At 44.7% G+C, this 16,896-nt stretch carries 7 protein-coding genes; 4 read left to right on the top strand and 3 right to left on the bottom strand.

Features of this window, described 5'->3' with window-relative positions:
* The first annotated feature begins 44 nt into the window (after window positions 1–44).
* Window positions 45–8,465, top strand: a complete 8,421-nt coding sequence (locus tag F7Y48_RS10755) for a tandem-95 repeat protein (protein WP_316683947.1) — start codon at window positions 45–47, stop codon at window positions 8,463–8,465.
* Window positions 8,466–8,847: 382 nt separating this feature from the next.
* On the opposite strand, the gene F7Y48_RS10750 is transcribed toward F7Y48_RS10755, so the two are convergent.
* Complete coding sequence (locus tag F7Y48_RS10750; RefSeq protein WP_316683946.1) at window positions 8,848–10,251, bottom strand: PLP-dependent aminotransferase family protein; 1,404 nt, start codon at window positions 10,249–10,251, stop codon at window positions 8,848–8,850.
* Window positions 10,252–10,610: 359 nt separating this feature from the next.
* Here F7Y48_RS10750 and ampC point away from each other — a divergent pair, with 359 nt between their 5' ends.
* Both ampC and F7Y48_RS10740 read left to right on the top strand, forming a co-directional pair.
* A complete protein-coding gene (ampC, locus tag F7Y48_RS10745; RefSeq protein ID WP_316683945.1) occupies window positions 10,611–11,762 on the top strand; it encodes a class C beta-lactamase in 1,152 nt (383 codons plus the stop codon).
* 94 nt (window positions 11,763–11,856) lie between these two features.
* Window positions 11,857–12,501 (top strand): CatB-related O-acetyltransferase, encoded by a 645-nt coding sequence (locus F7Y48_RS10740; RefSeq protein ID WP_258508534.1) that lies wholly within the window; start codon window positions 11,857–11,859, stop codon window positions 12,499–12,501.
* A gap of 183 nt (window positions 12,502–12,684) precedes the next feature.
* Here the strand turns inward: F7Y48_RS10740 and F7Y48_RS10735 are convergent, their stop codons facing one another.
* Window positions 12,685–13,683: a 2-oxoacid:ferredoxin oxidoreductase subunit beta gene (locus tag F7Y48_RS10735; RefSeq protein ID WP_258508533.1), complete on the bottom strand. Its 999-nt coding sequence runs from the start codon at window positions 13,681–13,683 to the stop codon at window positions 12,685–12,687.
* Window positions 13,673–15,514 (bottom strand): 2-oxoacid:acceptor oxidoreductase subunit alpha, encoded by a 1,842-nt coding sequence (locus F7Y48_RS10730; protein ID WP_258508532.1) that lies wholly within the window; start codon window positions 15,512–15,514, stop codon window positions 13,673–13,675. Before F7Y48_RS10730 ends, F7Y48_RS10735 begins: the two co-directional genes overlap by 11 nt.
* Before the next feature lie 266 nt (window positions 15,515–15,780).
* On the opposite strand from F7Y48_RS10730, the gene F7Y48_RS10725 reads away from it, so the two are divergent.
* Window positions 15,781–16,710 carry a LysR family transcriptional regulator gene (locus tag F7Y48_RS10725; protein WP_258508531.1) on the top strand — a complete coding sequence of 310 codons (930 nt, stop codon included), beginning with the start codon at window positions 15,781–15,783 and terminating at the stop codon, window positions 16,708–16,710.
* The last annotated feature ends 186 nt before the right edge of the window (window positions 16,711–16,896 follow it).

Here is a 16,896-nt window from a genome sequence, read left to right as displayed (position 1 = left end):
TAACCCGGCTATGTTGATAAGGCCGTCATCTTCAGGAGAGGAAAATGAGATTACGTCGTCAGGTAGCGATCGCAATTACAACAGCATGGGTGTCCTCAGCGTTTTTTTCCGGTGAAGCCTGGGCCGCACAGCAAACGATTAACTACTCTAATGGTTCAGGTTCCAATTTTAGTGAGGTGGAGACAGGCGTCACTGGGGGTATGCCCTCGGTCACTCTTACCAATACAGGTGCTGTGTCTATGGTATTAGATGCTGGCAATAGCACTGATAGCACTCCGTTTACTGGCCTAAATGACCTCGGGTTTGTAGCTGGTGTTTTTTTCTCAAATACCATGATTAATGAGTTCAACAATCGTGGCTTCCGCTTTTTTGAGAGATCAAGTACTAACTTCAGTTTCGACGAAATTACCTTTATGCAGGGGTCGGCCCGAGACTCAGATAAAACGTATCAACTTGTGTTAACTGGCTTCTCTAATAATACTCAAACAGTGACCGAAACTGTCACCTTGCCAAAAGGTGGTGAAGCAAACTCAGGGTTACAGGATTTGTTTACCCTGACCCGTGGTACAGACTTTACTGATCCGGCATGGCAGGACGTTGATACAGTGACTATGGCGTTTACCCGAAGTCCAGGTGCTGACTCTCGTTATCTTATCAGAAGTATCAAGATTGATGACGCTGCGGTTTCAGACTCAACCGCGCCTACTTTTGTCAGTGCGAGCTCAACCCCCACTGATGATGCAACCAATGTTTCTGTTAGCAACAACATCGAGATTGCCTTTGATGAGAATATTGAGCTGAAGAGCGGCAATATTACCATTCGTAATGTTACAGACAGTCGCGATTTTGAAGTATTTAATGTTGCCACCGAAAGCGATGGCACAACAACTTCACCAGGCGCTGGCCGCATCAGTGTTACCAACGATAAAGTTTATTTAAACCCAACCAGTGATCTGATAGGAAACCGGACTTACGCCATTCATATTGAATCCAGTGCCGTGGCTGACACCGCAAATAATAGCTTTGCTGGGATCAGCGATGATGCCACATTTAACTTTACTACAGTCGATACCACGCCAAATACGCCATCTACACCCGATTTAGATGCTAGTTCGGATACCGGATCATTAAATACTGATAATATTACCAGTGACGCTACTCCAACGTTTAGTGGGATTTCTGAGAGTGGATCGATCGTTACTTTATACAGTGATCAAGTCGGTGGAGGTGCAACGGTTATTGGCACAGGCACTGCTACTGGAGGAAACTGGAAGATAACAACCAATGAGTTGGCGTCTGGTATTACACATGCAATAAGTGCTAAAGCGTCTGATAGCGATGATAATGTTAGCTCGGCATCCAACGCGTTAAGTGTCACCATTGATACAGTAGCACCATCCGTAGTGAGCATTACCACGCCGATTGAGGCTGATAGTATCGTCAACGCTGCAGAAGACAACGATGTGCTGATCGCTGGCTCCGGCGCGGAAGCAGGTAACAGTGTGACCGTGACTATCACAGACAATAACAGCTCTGTCAGTCGTACGGTGACGGCCGACAACTCAGGCAACTGGACGTTGAGCGGCAGCGAGCTGGATATCAGTGGCCTGAACAATGGTACCCTGACTGTGTCTGCAACCCAAGCTGATATAGCAGGTAATATCTCCACCGCAGCCACACAGAGCATTACCCTGGACAATGCTGGCCCATCAGCAGTGACCATCACCACGCCGATTGAAACCGATGGTATTGTCAATGCAGTGGAAGATAACGATGTGTTGATCGCTGGCTCCGGCGCGGAAGCAGGCAACAGCGTGACCGTGACCATCACGGACAATAACAGCTTTGTCAGTCGTATGGTGACGGCCGACAACTCAGGCAACTGGACGTTGAGCGGCAGCGAGCTTGATGTCAGTGGCCTGAACAATGGCACCCTGACGGTGTCTGCAACCCAAGCAGATATAGCAGGTAATACTTCCACCGCCGCCACCCAGAGCATTACCCTGGATAACGCCGCACCATCAGCTGTGACCATCACCACGCCGATTGAAACTGATGGCATCGTCAATGCGGCAGAAGACAACGACGTGCTGATTGCTGGCTCCGGCGCGGAAGCAGGCAATAGCGTGACCGTGACCATCACGGACTACAGCAATTATGCCAGTCGTACGGTGACGGCCGACAACTCAGGCAACTGGACGTTGAGCGGCAGTGAGCTTGATGTAAGTGCGTTTAACAACGGCACCCTGACGGTCGCGGCTAGCCAGAGCGATACTGCAGGCAACACCTCCAGTGCAGCTAGCAAAACATTTACGTTAGATAACGTGCAGCCAACTGTTTCTTTGAGCAGCTCAGACCTCGATTTGATCTCTGGCGAAACGGCGAGTATCACGTTCACCTTAAGTGAGTCATCAAGTGACTTTGCTGAGTCAGATGTCACCGTTACTGGCGGCAGTTTGTCCAACTTTGCGGGCAGTGGCGCCAGTTACACGGCTACCTTTACACCTGCAGAAGAAAGCACTGAGGATGCAACTATTGATGTTGCAGCAGAGCAATTTAGCGACGCTGCAGGCAACCTCAATACTGCAGCGACTCAGTTGTTGATTTCAGTGGATACGGGGATCCCGACTGGACATAGCATCAGCATTGATCAGGAGAGCATTAACAAAACCAACGAACAAGCGATGAGCTTTACCTTCGCAGCAGCTGAAGTGAACGCAATGTTCACTTATCGCGTGACCGACGGTACCACGACCATTGACGGCGCTAGTCAAACAATCTCCTCGGAGACCATGCAAGTAACGGGCATTGACGTCACTGGTTTGCAAGAGGGGACGTTGACAGTAAGCGTGGTGGTAACCGATGCCGCAGGCAACGCATCTGATGCAGTGACGGATACGGTGACTAAACGCTATGATGTCGCGCCAACGGCAGTTGATGATAGCTTCTCGACTGAGGAAGATACGGCGAAACAATTTGATCTGTTAGCCAACGATTCCGATATTAATGATGACATGGTCGCTTCTTCTGCAACGATTAAAACGCAACCAATTAAAGGTCAGGTGTCGATCAGCAACGGCGTTGTTACCTATACGCCAAATAGTAATGAGACAGGCACGGATAGCTTTACCTATACCGTGAAAGATGCCCTGTTACAGGAGTCACAAGACGCGACAGTAACCGTAACTATCAAGGCTATAAATGATGCGCCAGTCGCGAAAGCGCTGACCATTAACACTGACGAAGATACCGCAAGCGCAGCAGTCACCGCGCGCAGTCAAGCGAAGGATGTTGAAGATGGCATCCCAACGGGTGATTTAGCGTTAGTTAGTTTGCCTCAAAAAGGACAAGTCGCCATTGATCAAGCTGTAGGCACTTTTGTATATACGCCGAATGCGAATGAAAATGGTAGCGACAGTTTTACTTACACGATCGCAGATAGTGAAGGCGGCGTTTCTCTTGCGGCCACGGTCAACGTCAATATCGGTTCCGTCAATGACTCACCAGTGGCGGAGGCAGACAGTTTTACCTTTGATGAAGATGTCATATCGACACTCGATGTTTTAAGTAACGACAGTGATATCGAAGATGGGTCATTCACCGCGAGTAGTATTACCCTACAAGATCTTGGTCAAGGAGAGGGGGGATACAGTTTTGCCACGGTCAGGGTCAATACCGATGGGACCTTAAAGATTGTGCCAACAGCGAACGTTAATGGTCAACATAGCTTTACCTACACGTTAACCGATAGTGGTCAAGCAGTCTCCGTGCCAGCAACCGTCACGCTCAATATTACGCCAGTGAATGATGCCCCCGTTGCTGTTGATAACAGTGCACAACTACTAGAGGGAGGCTCCTTCGAGGTCAACGTATTAGGCAATGATAGTGATGCCGATGTTGGAGACAGTTTTGAACTCACTAGTGTCACTGTCGTCGATACGCCAGCATATGGCAGTGTGAACGTGACGGCGTCAGGAGCGATTGTTTACAGCCCCAATGAGAACTACTTCGGTGAAGACAGCTTCACCTATACGGTGGCAGACTTAGCAGGTGCTGTATCTAACGTCGCAACAGTGACCATGACGGTAACACCAGTCAACGACGCACCAATGGCGCAAGCACAGTCACAAACGCTTGATGAAGACAAGAGTTTGGTGATCACGCTGGTTGGTTCAGATATTGATAACGATGATGACACTCTGCAGTATTTTATCACTGAGCAAGTCAGTCATGGCGTGCTAGAGCAGTTGACCAATAATAGTTGGCGCTATACACCAGAAGCGAACTTCAATGGCTCCGACTTCTTCTTGTTCAAGGTCAACGATGGTGATCTCGACTCGACAGAGGTTCGTGTCGATTTGACGGTTAATCCAGTCAACGATACACCAACCGCGACCGATATCAGTGTTACGGGAGAGGAAGAGATACCGCTGACCATTACTTTAAATGGTAACGATGCAGAAGGCTCATCTTTGAGCTATCAAATTGTAACATCACCAGTCAACGGTAATGTTACCGTCACAGGCAATCACGCGGTTTATACGGGTAACAGTAACTTCTTTGGTCAGGACAGTTTCACTTACAGCGTAAGTGACGGAGAACTTACCTCTGGAGTGGCGTTAGTGACCATCACGGTGAATAATGTTAATGACTCGCCAGTGATTACGGGTACCCCATCGACGCAAGTGGATGAAGATAGTGTGTATCAGTTTGTGCCCGCCGCATTGGACGATGACCCAGCGGATACTCTGACCTACTTGATAGCTAACAAGCCACCTTGGGCTAAATTTGACAAGACAACAGGAGCACTTTCTGGCACGCCAAGTAACAGTTATGTGGGGACTTATTCAGATATCGTGATTAGCGTATCCGATGGCAAAATTTCTTCCTCATTGTCAGCGTTTTCGATTACTGTGAATAACGTGAATGATGCCCCCGTTATATCTGGCTCACCAGCAACACAAGTGAATGAAGACAGCACCTATCTGTTCACGCCACAAGTGTCAGATGTTGACAGCCAAGCCTTCACCTTCAGTATCGTGAACAAGCCATCTTGGGCTAGCTTTGATGCATCAACAGGCACGCTTAGTGGTACACCAGATAATGGTGATGTTGGCAAATATCAGGGCATTGTTATCTCGGTTTCTGATGGTCTCACGACCACAATGCTCAATAGATTCAGTATTGTTGTTAACAATATCAATGACGCTCCAGTGATCAGTGGCACTCCTGCTCTTACTGTCAACGAAGGCAGTACGTATCGCTTTGCGCTGCAGGCATCGGATGTTGATAGTAGTAGCTTGAGCTTTTCAATCCGCAATAAACCATCATGGGCAACCTTTGATAGAGCTACTGGGTTGCTAAGTGGTACGCCGGAAAATGAGCATGTTGGCAGCACCAATAATATTGTTATTAGTGTCTCTGACGGTGAGTTAAGCGCGTCTCTAGCAGCGTTTAGCATCACGGTAATCAACGTCAATGATGAACCAATGGCAGTTAATGATACCTATGTCTTTACCGAGAGTAACGATGGTAGCTACTTATTGGATGTACTCAGCAACGACAGCGATATTGATCTAGACACATTACAACTGGAATGGGTTAAACCTACATCTGGAACGGCAACGATTGTGGGCAGTCAAATCCAATTGGCAACGACCTCAATTGGTACAGTGACAGTGCAATACAGTGTGAAAGATGGTAATGGTGGAAAGGCCACCGCGAAAGCAATCGTGACAATTAAAAGTGCGAAATTGGACGTACCAACAATAACCGCACCTTCAGATATCGAAGTGAACGCAAGTTCGCTCTTTACTAAAGTTGCATTAGGCTCTGCCGTGGCCCGAGATAGTACAGGCAAGCTATTACCTGTTTCATTGGTCGACAGCACGACCTTCTTCCGACCTGGAACTAATACGGTCTATTGGCGTACTCAAGACTCTGATGGAAACGTCGCTGAGGCTAGTCAAACGGTAACAGTGTATCCACTGATAAGTATCTCCAAAGATGCGCAAACCACGGAAGGCACCAACCATAGCGTAACGATACACCTTAACGGCCCTTCGCCGAGTTACCCAGTAGTCGTACCTTACACGGTTTCAGGAAGCACAGACAGTGATGACCACACACTCACCTCTGGCGAAGTGGTGATAACTAGTGGTACCGAAGGCAAACTTTCGTTCGAACTACTTAATGATGGACAAAGTGAAGGCGTTGAAACCTTAGTGATTGATTTGGACAGTACCCTTAATCTAGGTAGTAAGCGTCGTTACACCTTGACAATCTTTGAAGAGAATGTGGCTCCGAAGGTCTCGGTAAGTGTATCTCAGGCGGGGGAGCAGCGGAGCCAAATTGAAAATGGTGTTGAACCGGTCACAATCACAAGCAGTGTTAATGATGCCAATATGTCCGATATACACAGTTTCAGATGGACTAGTGATAGCGATGTACTTAACCAAGCGATTGCGGGGCAGATGTACAGCGAAACATTGACTTTCTCTCCGCAATTACTGAGTTCAGCAATTTACAATTTGCAATTGACAGTTACTGACAATGGCACTCCACCATTATCAGTGACACGGAATGTCTATTTAGAAGTGGTACAAACATTGGCGGAGCTCGGAAGTGAAGATAGTGATGGCGACTTAATCCCGGATGATCAAGAAGGTCATAATGATAGTGATGGTGATGGCATTCCTGACTATCTTGATGCAATTTCTGACTGTAACGTAATTCAACAGGTTGTGTCAGAAAAAGATCGCTTCCTCATTGAGGGACAGCCAGGTGTCTGTTTACGCAAAGGAATAACCATTCTGACTAACACAACAGGAGGAGCTTTATTGCTAGATGAGGAGCTTCCTAAAGATATCAACATGAAGAGCATAGGTGGAATCTTTGATTTTGTAGTAACTAATTTGCCGCTGCCCGGTCAAAGCTATCAATTAGTTTTGCCTCAGCGTTTACCTGTTCCAGCAAATGCAGTGTACCGAAAGTATAACGCTGAACAGGGGTGGATAGACTTTATTGAGGATGCTCAAAACACAGTTTCTTCTAGTGCTGGCGAGGCTGGTTATTGTCCGCCACCAGGGCACAGTTCATGGTCACAGGGTCTGACTGAAGGTGACTGGTGTGTACAACTTACCATTGAAGACGGTGGTCCGAACGATGATGACGGATTGGCTAATGGCAGTGTCGTTGACCCTGGCGTCGTTGCCGCTCGTGTAAACAATAATGCACTCCCTCAAGCGATTGACGACAATGCGTTTGTTAGTCTCAATGGTACGGTGACGCTCGATGTATTGAGCAATGATACCGATGCTGATGGTGATGGGCTGAAGGTAAGTCGCGCTTCTGTAGATATTGGTAGTGTTAGTGTGGTTGATAACAAACTAAGTTATGTCACTCAACCACAGTACTACGGGGAGGCTTTGATCACTTATAGCGTAACGGATGGTAATGGTGGAACGGGATCGGCGAAGGTGACGGTGAATGTGGTAAACAGTCAGAATCCGAATGCGGTGGACGATAATATTACCACCGATGATCGTACCCCTGTCACGGTTTATGTCCTTGCTAACGATACCGATCCGGATAACGACACATTGAAGTTGGTTTCAGTCCAAGCGCAGTATGGGCAGGTGGTCATGAATGCAGATCAGAGCGTGACCTATACCCCTACCTCAGGGTTTGAAGGCAATGATGTGTTGACATATATCATTCAAGATAGCCAAGGCCTGCAAGACACAGGGAAAGTTATAGTGACAGTTAAGTTGGTAAGAGATGTAAAGGTTGAAAATACTTCAGCAGGATCATTGGGTGGCATGGTGTTGATGCTTTTGATTTTGTTAGGAGCCATGAAACGTTATGGAAGAAACAGTGCTCTAGCACTAATTGCTGTGTTTAGTTTTAGTAGTCAAGCGGGTTGGTATGTTGATGTTCAAATGGGGTCAAGCCATGCAGATGAGCGTGATGCTGTTAAAGGTGATAACGTAATCTCTACTGACAACACCGGGCTCTACCGTTCTATCGGGTTTGGATATGCTTTTTCTGAGCAATGGTCAGGAACTATCCGTTATATTGATATGGGTGAAGGTAGTGCAACATTGCGTAGTGCTACTACTTCACCAGAAGACTATCACGTTAGTGTCGCATCTATAGCACCACTCCTTGTTAAGGGCATAGGCTTCGACATCGGTTATAAGTTCTGGCAATACAATTCATGGTCCGCAAAACTGAGTTTGGGGGGCTTGTTCTGGGATACCGATATTGAAAGTACGTATCAAGGCAGCAAGATAACGACGGAAGTGGATGGTTTTGATGGATATATTGGTGCAGAAGTTGGTTACAACCTCTCAGATAATTGGGAGATCGGTGTCCAAGGCGCTCGTTATTTTTTACATGAAAATGATGTTGATATAATTGCGCTACAACTTCGTTATTTTTTTGAGCCGTTATCAGTGTATTAATTTATGGTTTGGTATTTTTCGATAATTTGTATCCCAAGTGATCATGAAGCGGTATGGTAAATTACTGGAGATTAATGCGTGATACGTCGCTTTACTTTGAACCTAGTACGTTTATAGTCGAAGAAATATAGTGTTGGGGCTGAAGCAAAACAAGCGGGTTAGAGCGACACAATTCGTAGTGAACCCTTATTGAGTTGAAAAGCGTTCCAAGCTCGCAGTTGCTCTGACTCTGCTGGTGATAACACGACGATAAATTGATACCTATCAAGACGATAGTTTGATATTGCCTCTTCATAAATCTATTGCTTTTTAAGTTTATGACATTTTTTGAAGAGGCAATTTTATATCTGCTTTAGGATGAGATGCTTGCTACTATCTCGGTTTAATCTAATACTGATTGAATAATATTAAACGCTTTTTCTATTTTTGGGGTAGGGATAATACCAAATCCAAATAAGAGGGCATTAGAATGATTGTTGATAGAAAAATGTGATGATGGATAAACCGCTACATTGGATGAAGCAAGCTTATTCGCCATTTTTGTCGCGCACCCCGATACTTCAGCTGCTATATGCAATCCACCTTGACTTGGAATACGTTGTAAGCAATCTATGTTGTCAATTAATTGAGTGAGTTTATGATACCTTTCGCTATAGATTTTATTCATATTAAGTAAATGGTGAGAGAAATGACCGTCACGCATGAATTCGTCAAGTAGGATTTGAGACACTACAGATGTACTTCTTCCCAAGTGCCATAACATATTTGAAATTGGCTCCATTAAAGACTTTGGTGGAATCATATAGCCAATGCGTATGCCGGGAAATAGTATTTTAGAGAAACTGCCTACCATAATGACGCAGTCATTTTTGTCTTGTGACTTGAGAGCTTGCTTACTGGTATTTAGATAGTGATATTCCGCATCATAATCATCTTCGATAATGATTGCGTTATTAACTTCTGCCCATCTCAGCAGTTCTAACTTCCTTTCAACGGAGTAGCTAAAGCCTAAAGGGAACTGATGACTAGGCGTTGTATAAATAATTTTGGTATTAGAAGGGATTGATTCAACGACAACGCCTTGGTCGTCCATCGGCACGGTGCCTATTTGCGCGCCAAGTAATCGAGCTTGATTTCGAAAAACAGGATATCCTGGATCTTCCGTCGACACGAGATCCCCCGGAGAGAGTAATGTAAGGAGAGTCATCATTATTGCCTGCTGGCACCCTTGCGTAATGATGATGTCTTCAGGGTCACAGATTACGCCTCTCGAATGTCTTACATACTCGCAGATAGACTCTCGTAAACAAGCTAGTCCTTGCAAATCACCACCATGTGCAAACTCTGGAGTTAATGCATTGAGCCTACTCAGTCTTGAGTGTCGCCAAATATGCTTTGCTATTCTCTGATGATCAGGAACGCCTAAAGTGAAGTCATAGTCTAGGTTTTTTGGTGCGATGATCTCTGGCTTCTTCGCTGCGTTAGTGCCAAACATCCCTAGTTGGTAGTGTTTTATTGGTCTCTTATCTTGATTCACCGTTTGTTCTAGAGCATTACTTACGTACGTGCCAGACCCTGCTTTTTTTACTATCCACCCCTCGAACTGAAGTCGCTCATACACCGAAATGACAGTGTTTCTTGCTATGCCTAACTTTTTTGACAACATGCGAGTCGACGGTAATCTCTCATTTGAGCGTAATCTGCCTTCTAATATCCCTTGGTATATCTCGGAATAAAGCTGTTGGCTGGTGACTTTTCCAGTTTCGAAGTGTAGTGAAAATGGCATCGTTTTCTCTGTAGACGTTGAAAAATGGTTCTAAAGCGTTGTGAGGATGTGGATCTGTATATACCAAGTATATCTACCTAGTATACCGTTATCTTGGTATGGAGAAAGCGCATTTGCGTACACTATTTCCTCATTTTGCAAACGGATGTTACTTACATTCGTATCTAATCGGCCTACCTATCAACGGTGATCAGGTTTAAACCTGTTTATATCGCACTAAAAATTTGAAGACACAGTGTTATTCATCGGGGGTTAACGATTGGAGTTATTCAAGTCAGGATTACTTTTATATAAAAAGCTAAAAGCCTTGGAATAAACTAGAAATTAATTATAAGTGAAAATTAAAAATTGAGGGTTCAATGAAATTAAACAATGCCTTGGTGGCTATTTTATCGCTCACGTCTTTCGTCACGTTTGCGAAAACGGAGTTAACGGTTAGCAGTCAATTAAAGAGCGTAGTTGATGAATGTGCTAAAGGATTAATGAACGAATACGACATTCCGGGGTTGGCTGTTGCAGTAACGATTGATGGTAAGCGTTATTTTTACAATTACGGTTTCGCTGACGAAAGTACGGGGAGTTTAGTCACCAACGACACAATTTTTGAACTCGGCTCTATCAGTAAAACTTTTGCTGCTACTTTGACTGGGTACGCCCAAGAAAAAGGTAAGTTGAACATGGATGACAAGGTCAAAGATTATATTCCAGAATTAGAAAATAGTGTCCTGGGTAATACCAAGCTAGTTCATGTCGCAACCTACACTGCAGGTGGTCTACCATTGCAATTCCCTAGCGAAGTAACGAACGACGCTGAAATGATGCAGTACTACAAAACGTGGAAACCGGAGTACGAAGCCGGTACTAAGAGGAAGTACTCAAACCCTAGTATTGGTCTATTTGGCTACATCGGTGCCTTGAGTATGAAGTCAGACTATACGGAAATGATGGAGACCCTCATCCTACCTGAGCTCGGTATGACCAATACGTTTGTCGATGTACCAAAGGATAAGCTTAACAACTATGCTTTTGGTTATAGTTCTGAGGGAAAACCCGTTAGAGTTAATCCAGGTATTCTTGATGCACAAGCCTATGGTATTAAATCAACAAGCTTAGATATGCTTCAATATATCGAAGCAAATATGGGTCAAGCGCAACTTAATACTGATATAGAAAACGCGCTAGAGCGAGCTCATACTAAGTATTTTGATACCGACACGTTTACACAAGCCGTAGGGTGGGAAGGTTATGATTATCCCGTTTCACTTTCGCAATTATTGAAGGGTAACTCCAGCGACGTAATTCTCAACGCTAAACCGGTTCAAGCAAGTGAACCCGGTACTCTCGGTCGTGACGTTTGGTATAACAAAACGGGCTCAACAGGTGGCTTTGGGGCATATGTCGCGTATGTACCCTCTGAAAAAATAGGCATAGTGATTCTGGCGAATAAAAACTACCCTAATGCAGAAAGAGTAGAGGCTGCTTACAATATTATTAGCTCGGTGGTGAAATAAATTTTAGTGGTAATAGGCACTACGTAATTATTAGAGCTTATTTAGATACATACTATCTGCAGTGTTTTATTCGATAGTATTTATAGGAGTATTCATGAAAACTAAGCATTGGTCTAAGGTGACTTTGCTACATGAAGTTGTTACGAACCCAAATATAACGATTAAAGGTAAACATAGTTATTACAGTGATTGTTGGGACGCCGGTTTTGAGGAGTCCGTTGTAAGATATCTACAAGGCGATGAGTTCAGCCGAGATTGGGAACCAAAATGGAAGATTGATAAGTTACATATAGGTGACTTTGTCTGCATTGCAGCGGAAGTTGTGATTGTTATGGGGGGAAATAGTACACATAGAGCTGATTGGTTCTCCTTGTACCCATTTATGGACTTTATTGAAGAAGCGTACGTCGGGAAAGGAGATACTCACATTGGCGATGGTGCCTGGCTCGGTATGCGATCCATGATAATGCCGGGTGTGACTATCGGAGAAGGAGCAATCGTTGCGGCAAACAGCGTGGTGACGAAAGATGTTGAGCCTTACAGCATGGTTGCAGGCTCACCAGCTAAGCATATCAAATATCGCTTTTCTCGCGAGACGATAGACGAACTGCTCGCCCTTAGGATATATGATTGGCCTGATAAGAAAATCGACAGCCTAAAGAGATTGTTATGTTCAGACGATTTAGAAGGGCTGAAAACGGCAAGTGCTGAATACGATAGAAACCATTCAGTAGAGTGACGATGTCACTATTTTAAAAAACAGAAGAGGCTCATTATAGAGCCTCTTTTTAGTGTGATGGATATCTGCAACCACCACACTTCCTTATCAACTCATCATTCAGCAAGTCGCCAACTAGAATCGGAAACCTTTTAGTTTCATCCTTGTAGGGAAGATTGCCTCAATAGCTGGCTCTTTCAATTGTTAGCAGAGACGCTCATAACTGTTTTGTTTGAGCAATTCGGTTAAGTCGCCTTGACCATATTTTAGAGTTGCTTGGTGTTTTTGATGTTGAATGACCTGATCAAAAGTAGGTCGAGTCACTGAACGAAAAACGCCCACGGGTACGGGAAAGTCTGGATAGATCAAGTTAGCAAGCGCATAAGCATAGTATGACTCCTCGCATTGACTGGAGTGGAGCAAAAGGTTCGGGGCCTCTGATTCGACAATCTCGAAACCAAACCCTCTATTGATCAACGCTTTTGAGTGTGTTTTACCAAACAATAACGGTTCATTATCTGAGAGATAAAGTAGATGTTCGCTTCTATTAGCAGGGCCGTTGTAAGGTTCGTGCACTTTATCGTTAAAAATGACGCAGTTTTGTAGGATTTCAACCACAGCAGTGCCCGAATGCGCGGCGGCAGCCTCTAACACCATCGTCATGTGTGCAGGATCATTGTCTGATGTTCGTGCTATGAACGTAGCACCTGCGGATGCTGCCAATGCCAAAGGTTTAAGCGCTTGATCGGGAGAGCCTTCAGGACTCGACTTAGAAATGAAGCCCTGTTCGCTTGTCGGGGAAAATTGGCCTTTGGTCAGTCCATAGACAGCATTATTAAAAAGCAAAATTTTAATGTCTTGGTTGCGTCGAATCGCGTGAATAAAGTGATTTCCGCCAATACTCAGTGCGTCACCATCGCCGGTTACGACCCAAACATCTAACTCTGGATTGCTCGCTTTTACACCAGTAGCGATGGCAGGGGCACGGCCGTGAATCGTATGAAATCCATAAGTATCGAGATAATAAGGAAAACGAGATGAGCAGCCAATCCCTGAGATGAATACGGTGTTCTCTTTAGTTCGACCTAATCGTGCTAGAACGGATTGCATCGTTTTTAATACGTTAAAATCACCACAGCCTCGACACCATTTGACTTCAACATCAGATGCGAAATCTTTGCGGTTGAGTACCTTAGTCGTCATTTTTAATATCCTTCAGGTGGTGGTTAATAGACTCAATGACCTCGTGAACTTTGAATGGTAACCCCTTAACTTGGGTTACGGAGCGTGCAGAAATGGCATATTGTGAGCGAATCACTTTAACGAGTTGCTGGTTATTCAACTCAAAAACAAGCACATGCTTGAATTGGCTAATGATCTCTTCCAAATTGATTGGAAACGGGTTTAGATACTTAATATGGGCGTGGGCAACCGATGCGCCTTGCTTTCTCAGATGCTCAATTGCGGTCGACACAGAACCTTGCGTGCCTCCCCAACTTAGCACTAGCAGTGAGTCTTGAGTACTGCCTGTTAGTGTTTGTTTAGGGATGAAATGGCAGATGTTATTTATTTTTTTTGCTCTTTCATCAGTCATGCGCTGGTGGTTTTCAGGATCATGAGAAGGGTTGCCTGTAATCGCTTGCTTTTCCAACCCTCCAATGCGGTGCATTTTCTCTTTTGTTCCAGGCGTGACCCACTCTCTGCTGTAATACACGTCATCACGGGCATAGGGATAAAACGGGCTCATGTTTGCTTTTGTTGCCTCGGCAGTGAGCTTAATCTCATCAGGGGTGGGCACGAGCCAAGATTCGGAGCCGTTTGCTAAGTAGCCGTCACTCAATAAGATCACTGGCGTCATAAATGTAGTAGCAATTCGACAGGCCTCGATTGCCATGTCAAAGCAGTCTGCGGGAGAAGCAGGAGCCAACACTGGGAGTGGTGAATCCCCATTTCTACCATACAAAGACAAAAGCAAGTCTGATTGCTCTGTTTTAGTCGGTAGGCCAGTGGAGGGGCCTCCACGTTGTACGTTGATAACAACCATTGGCAACTCCGCCATTACGGCAAGGTTAATGGTCTCTGCTTTCAAACATAATCCAGGGCCAGACGTTGATGTGACTCCTAAACCGCCAGCATAAGATGCGCCTAAAGCTGAACAAGCAGCTGCAATCTCATCTTCTGCTTGGAATGTCGTGACCCCAAAGTGTTGATAGGTTGATAGCGTGTGTAGAATATCTGAGGCGGGTGTTATGGGGTACGAGCCCAAAAATAGCTGGCGTTGGAGTTTTTCTGCTGCGCATATTAACCCAAGCGATAATGCTTCGTTCCCTGAAACAGTACGATACAAGCCAGTTTTATCTGCTACGGGAGCAATCTGAAAACAGTCGCTGAATATTTCGGTTGTTTCAGCATAATTAAATCCCGACTTTATGGCTAAAGTGTTTGCCTCTCTCACTTGCGAATTGTCAGCGAATTTATTATTTAGCCATTCAATGGTCGGTTCTAGCGGACGGCTGTAAATCCATAAAACAATACCAAGCATAAAAAAGTTTTTGCTTCGCTTCACTACTTTAGGCGCTATGTTTAACTCAGAAAGAGATTGAACGGTTAAACGCGTAAAACTGTCACTAATCACTCGGTAATTTGCGAGGCTACCATCGCTCAATGGGTTAGATTCATAGCCAGCAAGCTCAAGGTTTTTTTTATTAAAACCATCGAGATCAATAAGCACCAAACCGCCTTCAACGAGTTGTGAGATTTTGGTTTTTAATGCAGCGGCATTCAGAGCGATTAAGACTGAAAAATCGTCGCCAGGAGTATAAATCTCTGTTGAGGCAAATTGCATCTGAAAAGCCGATACTCCAGATGTGGTTCCTGCTGGAGCCCGTATCTCAGCTGGATAATCAGGTAACGTCATGACATCGTTTCCTTGTTTCGACGAGTTGTCTGAAAAGCGTTCTCCAAGTAATTGGATACCATCTCCAGAATCGCCAGCAAAACAGATCACTTCGCGTTTAAGTTGAATTATTGTCATTAAAACCTCTTACCGTGTTAGAGCAAGTTCAGTATGTTTCATTGCACTTAATGAGATGCAATGGAATTAAAGGTTGGAGAAAATGCCGTAAGCCCGAGCATTCTGAGTGTAGAGTTAATGGTGTTGGCTTTATTTGTTGTCTCTGAGGTCAGTAGAAATATCCATAGCTAGGTATGCTTTTCCGAAATACTAGAAAAGTTTGCATGACACAAAAATACTTTTTCTGTCATATTAGATGTGATTATTTTTCATTAATTGTGAGCGTTATGGATAAGCTGTCATTAATAAAGTTGTTTGTATCTGTTGTGGACTTAGGGAACTTTACAGCAGTCGCGAATCAATTAGGGCAGTCGCCTTCTACTGTTAGTAAAGCGATTGCTCGCCTAGAACAGGATTTGGGTGTTCGGTTAGTTCACCGTACTACACGTCAACTCCAGCTCACTGAAGCGGGGTTTAACTACCTTGAGACGGCAAGAGAAGTGCTCAACTTGCTCAAAAGTAGTGAAGAGCAGCTTCATCAAAGTATTGCCTCTCCGTTTGGTACACTTCGTGTCAGCCTTCCTTTATCGTTTGGGCAAAACTATATAACTCCGCTGATTCCAGAGTTTTGCGAACGTTACCCTGAAGTGAAGTTGGATCTTAGCTTTTCCGATGAATACACCAGTATATTGGAGAGTGGGATGGACGTTGCTATTCGAAGCGGGAGACTAAATGACAGCAACCTGATTGCGAGGCGATTATGTCCTATTGATATGGGTATGTTTGCCAGTCCGGAGTACATAAAGAAGTTTGGTCGGCCTCAGAGTGTTGAAGCACTTAACCAGCACAAATGGATAATGTACCGCTATAAACAATCGGGGCGCTTGCTTACCTTGACGATGCCTTTAGATGGGCAATTAGTAGAATTTAGTCCTACACATCAAGTGACAGTAGACAATGGTTATGCGATGGCCTCTTTAGCGAGTTTAGGAGCAGGGATTGCTCTGATGCCCCAATATCTTGCTCGAGACTTAGTGCAGCAAGGTAAGCTGATGTTGGTTTCTGAACCTCAAAGAACCGATGGTCAAGGTGTCTATATATACTATCCAAGTCGTAAGTTTGTGCCCGCGAAAGTAAAAGTGTTTATCGACTATATTATTCATAAACTTGATGAGCAGGGAGAGGCGATCAACAACAGTTGGATGCTGAACCATTAAAGCTCTTCTTTGTTCTGAAACTGGAAAGTGGTGACAGGTCGAAATGTAATATGACCATGGCTAATTGACAAGCTTAAATACGGAATTGAAGTCGTAACGGAGTTGAGAAGTTACGCTTCACCATCAGCACCGTTGGAATCCCAGCCTCATTAAGGTAGAGAGACTCTTTTATTTTGTTATCTTGTC

The sequence above is a fragment of the Vibrio sp. 2-1-2a genome, assembly GCF_032648565.1.
GTDB classification, from domain to species: Bacteria; Pseudomonadota; Gammaproteobacteria; order Enterobacterales; family Vibrionaceae; genus Vibrio; species Vibrio diabolicus.
The sequence above is the reverse complement of the archived record's forward strand: the minus strand, read 5'-3'. Positions and strand labels throughout refer to the sequence as shown.

Bases quoted from the DNA above. Each gene is read 5' to 3' on its own strand.
- F7Y48_RS10755 (WP_316683947.1), top strand. From the start codon at position 45: ATGAGATTACGTCGTCAGGTAGCGATCGCAATTACAACAGCATGGGTG.
- F7Y48_RS10750 (WP_316683946.1), bottom strand. From the start codon at position 10,251: ATGCCATTTTCACTACACTTCGAAACTGGAAAAGTCACCAGCCAACAG.
- ampC (WP_316683945.1), top strand. From the start codon at position 10,611: ATGAAATTAAACAATGCCTTGGTGGCTATTTTATCGCTCACGTCTTTC.
- F7Y48_RS10740 (WP_258508534.1), top strand. From the start codon at position 11,857: ATGAAAACTAAGCATTGGTCTAAGGTGACTTTGCTACATGAAGTTGTT.
- F7Y48_RS10735 (WP_258508533.1), bottom strand. From the start codon at position 13,683: ATGACGACTAAGGTACTCAACCGCAAAGATTTCGCATCTGATGTTGAA.
- F7Y48_RS10730 (WP_258508532.1), bottom strand. From the start codon at position 15,514: ATGACAATAATTCAACTTAAACGCGAAGTGATCTGTTTTGCTGGCGAT.
- F7Y48_RS10725 (WP_258508531.1), top strand. From the start codon at position 15,781: ATGGATAAGCTGTCATTAATAAAGTTGTTTGTATCTGTTGTGGACTTA.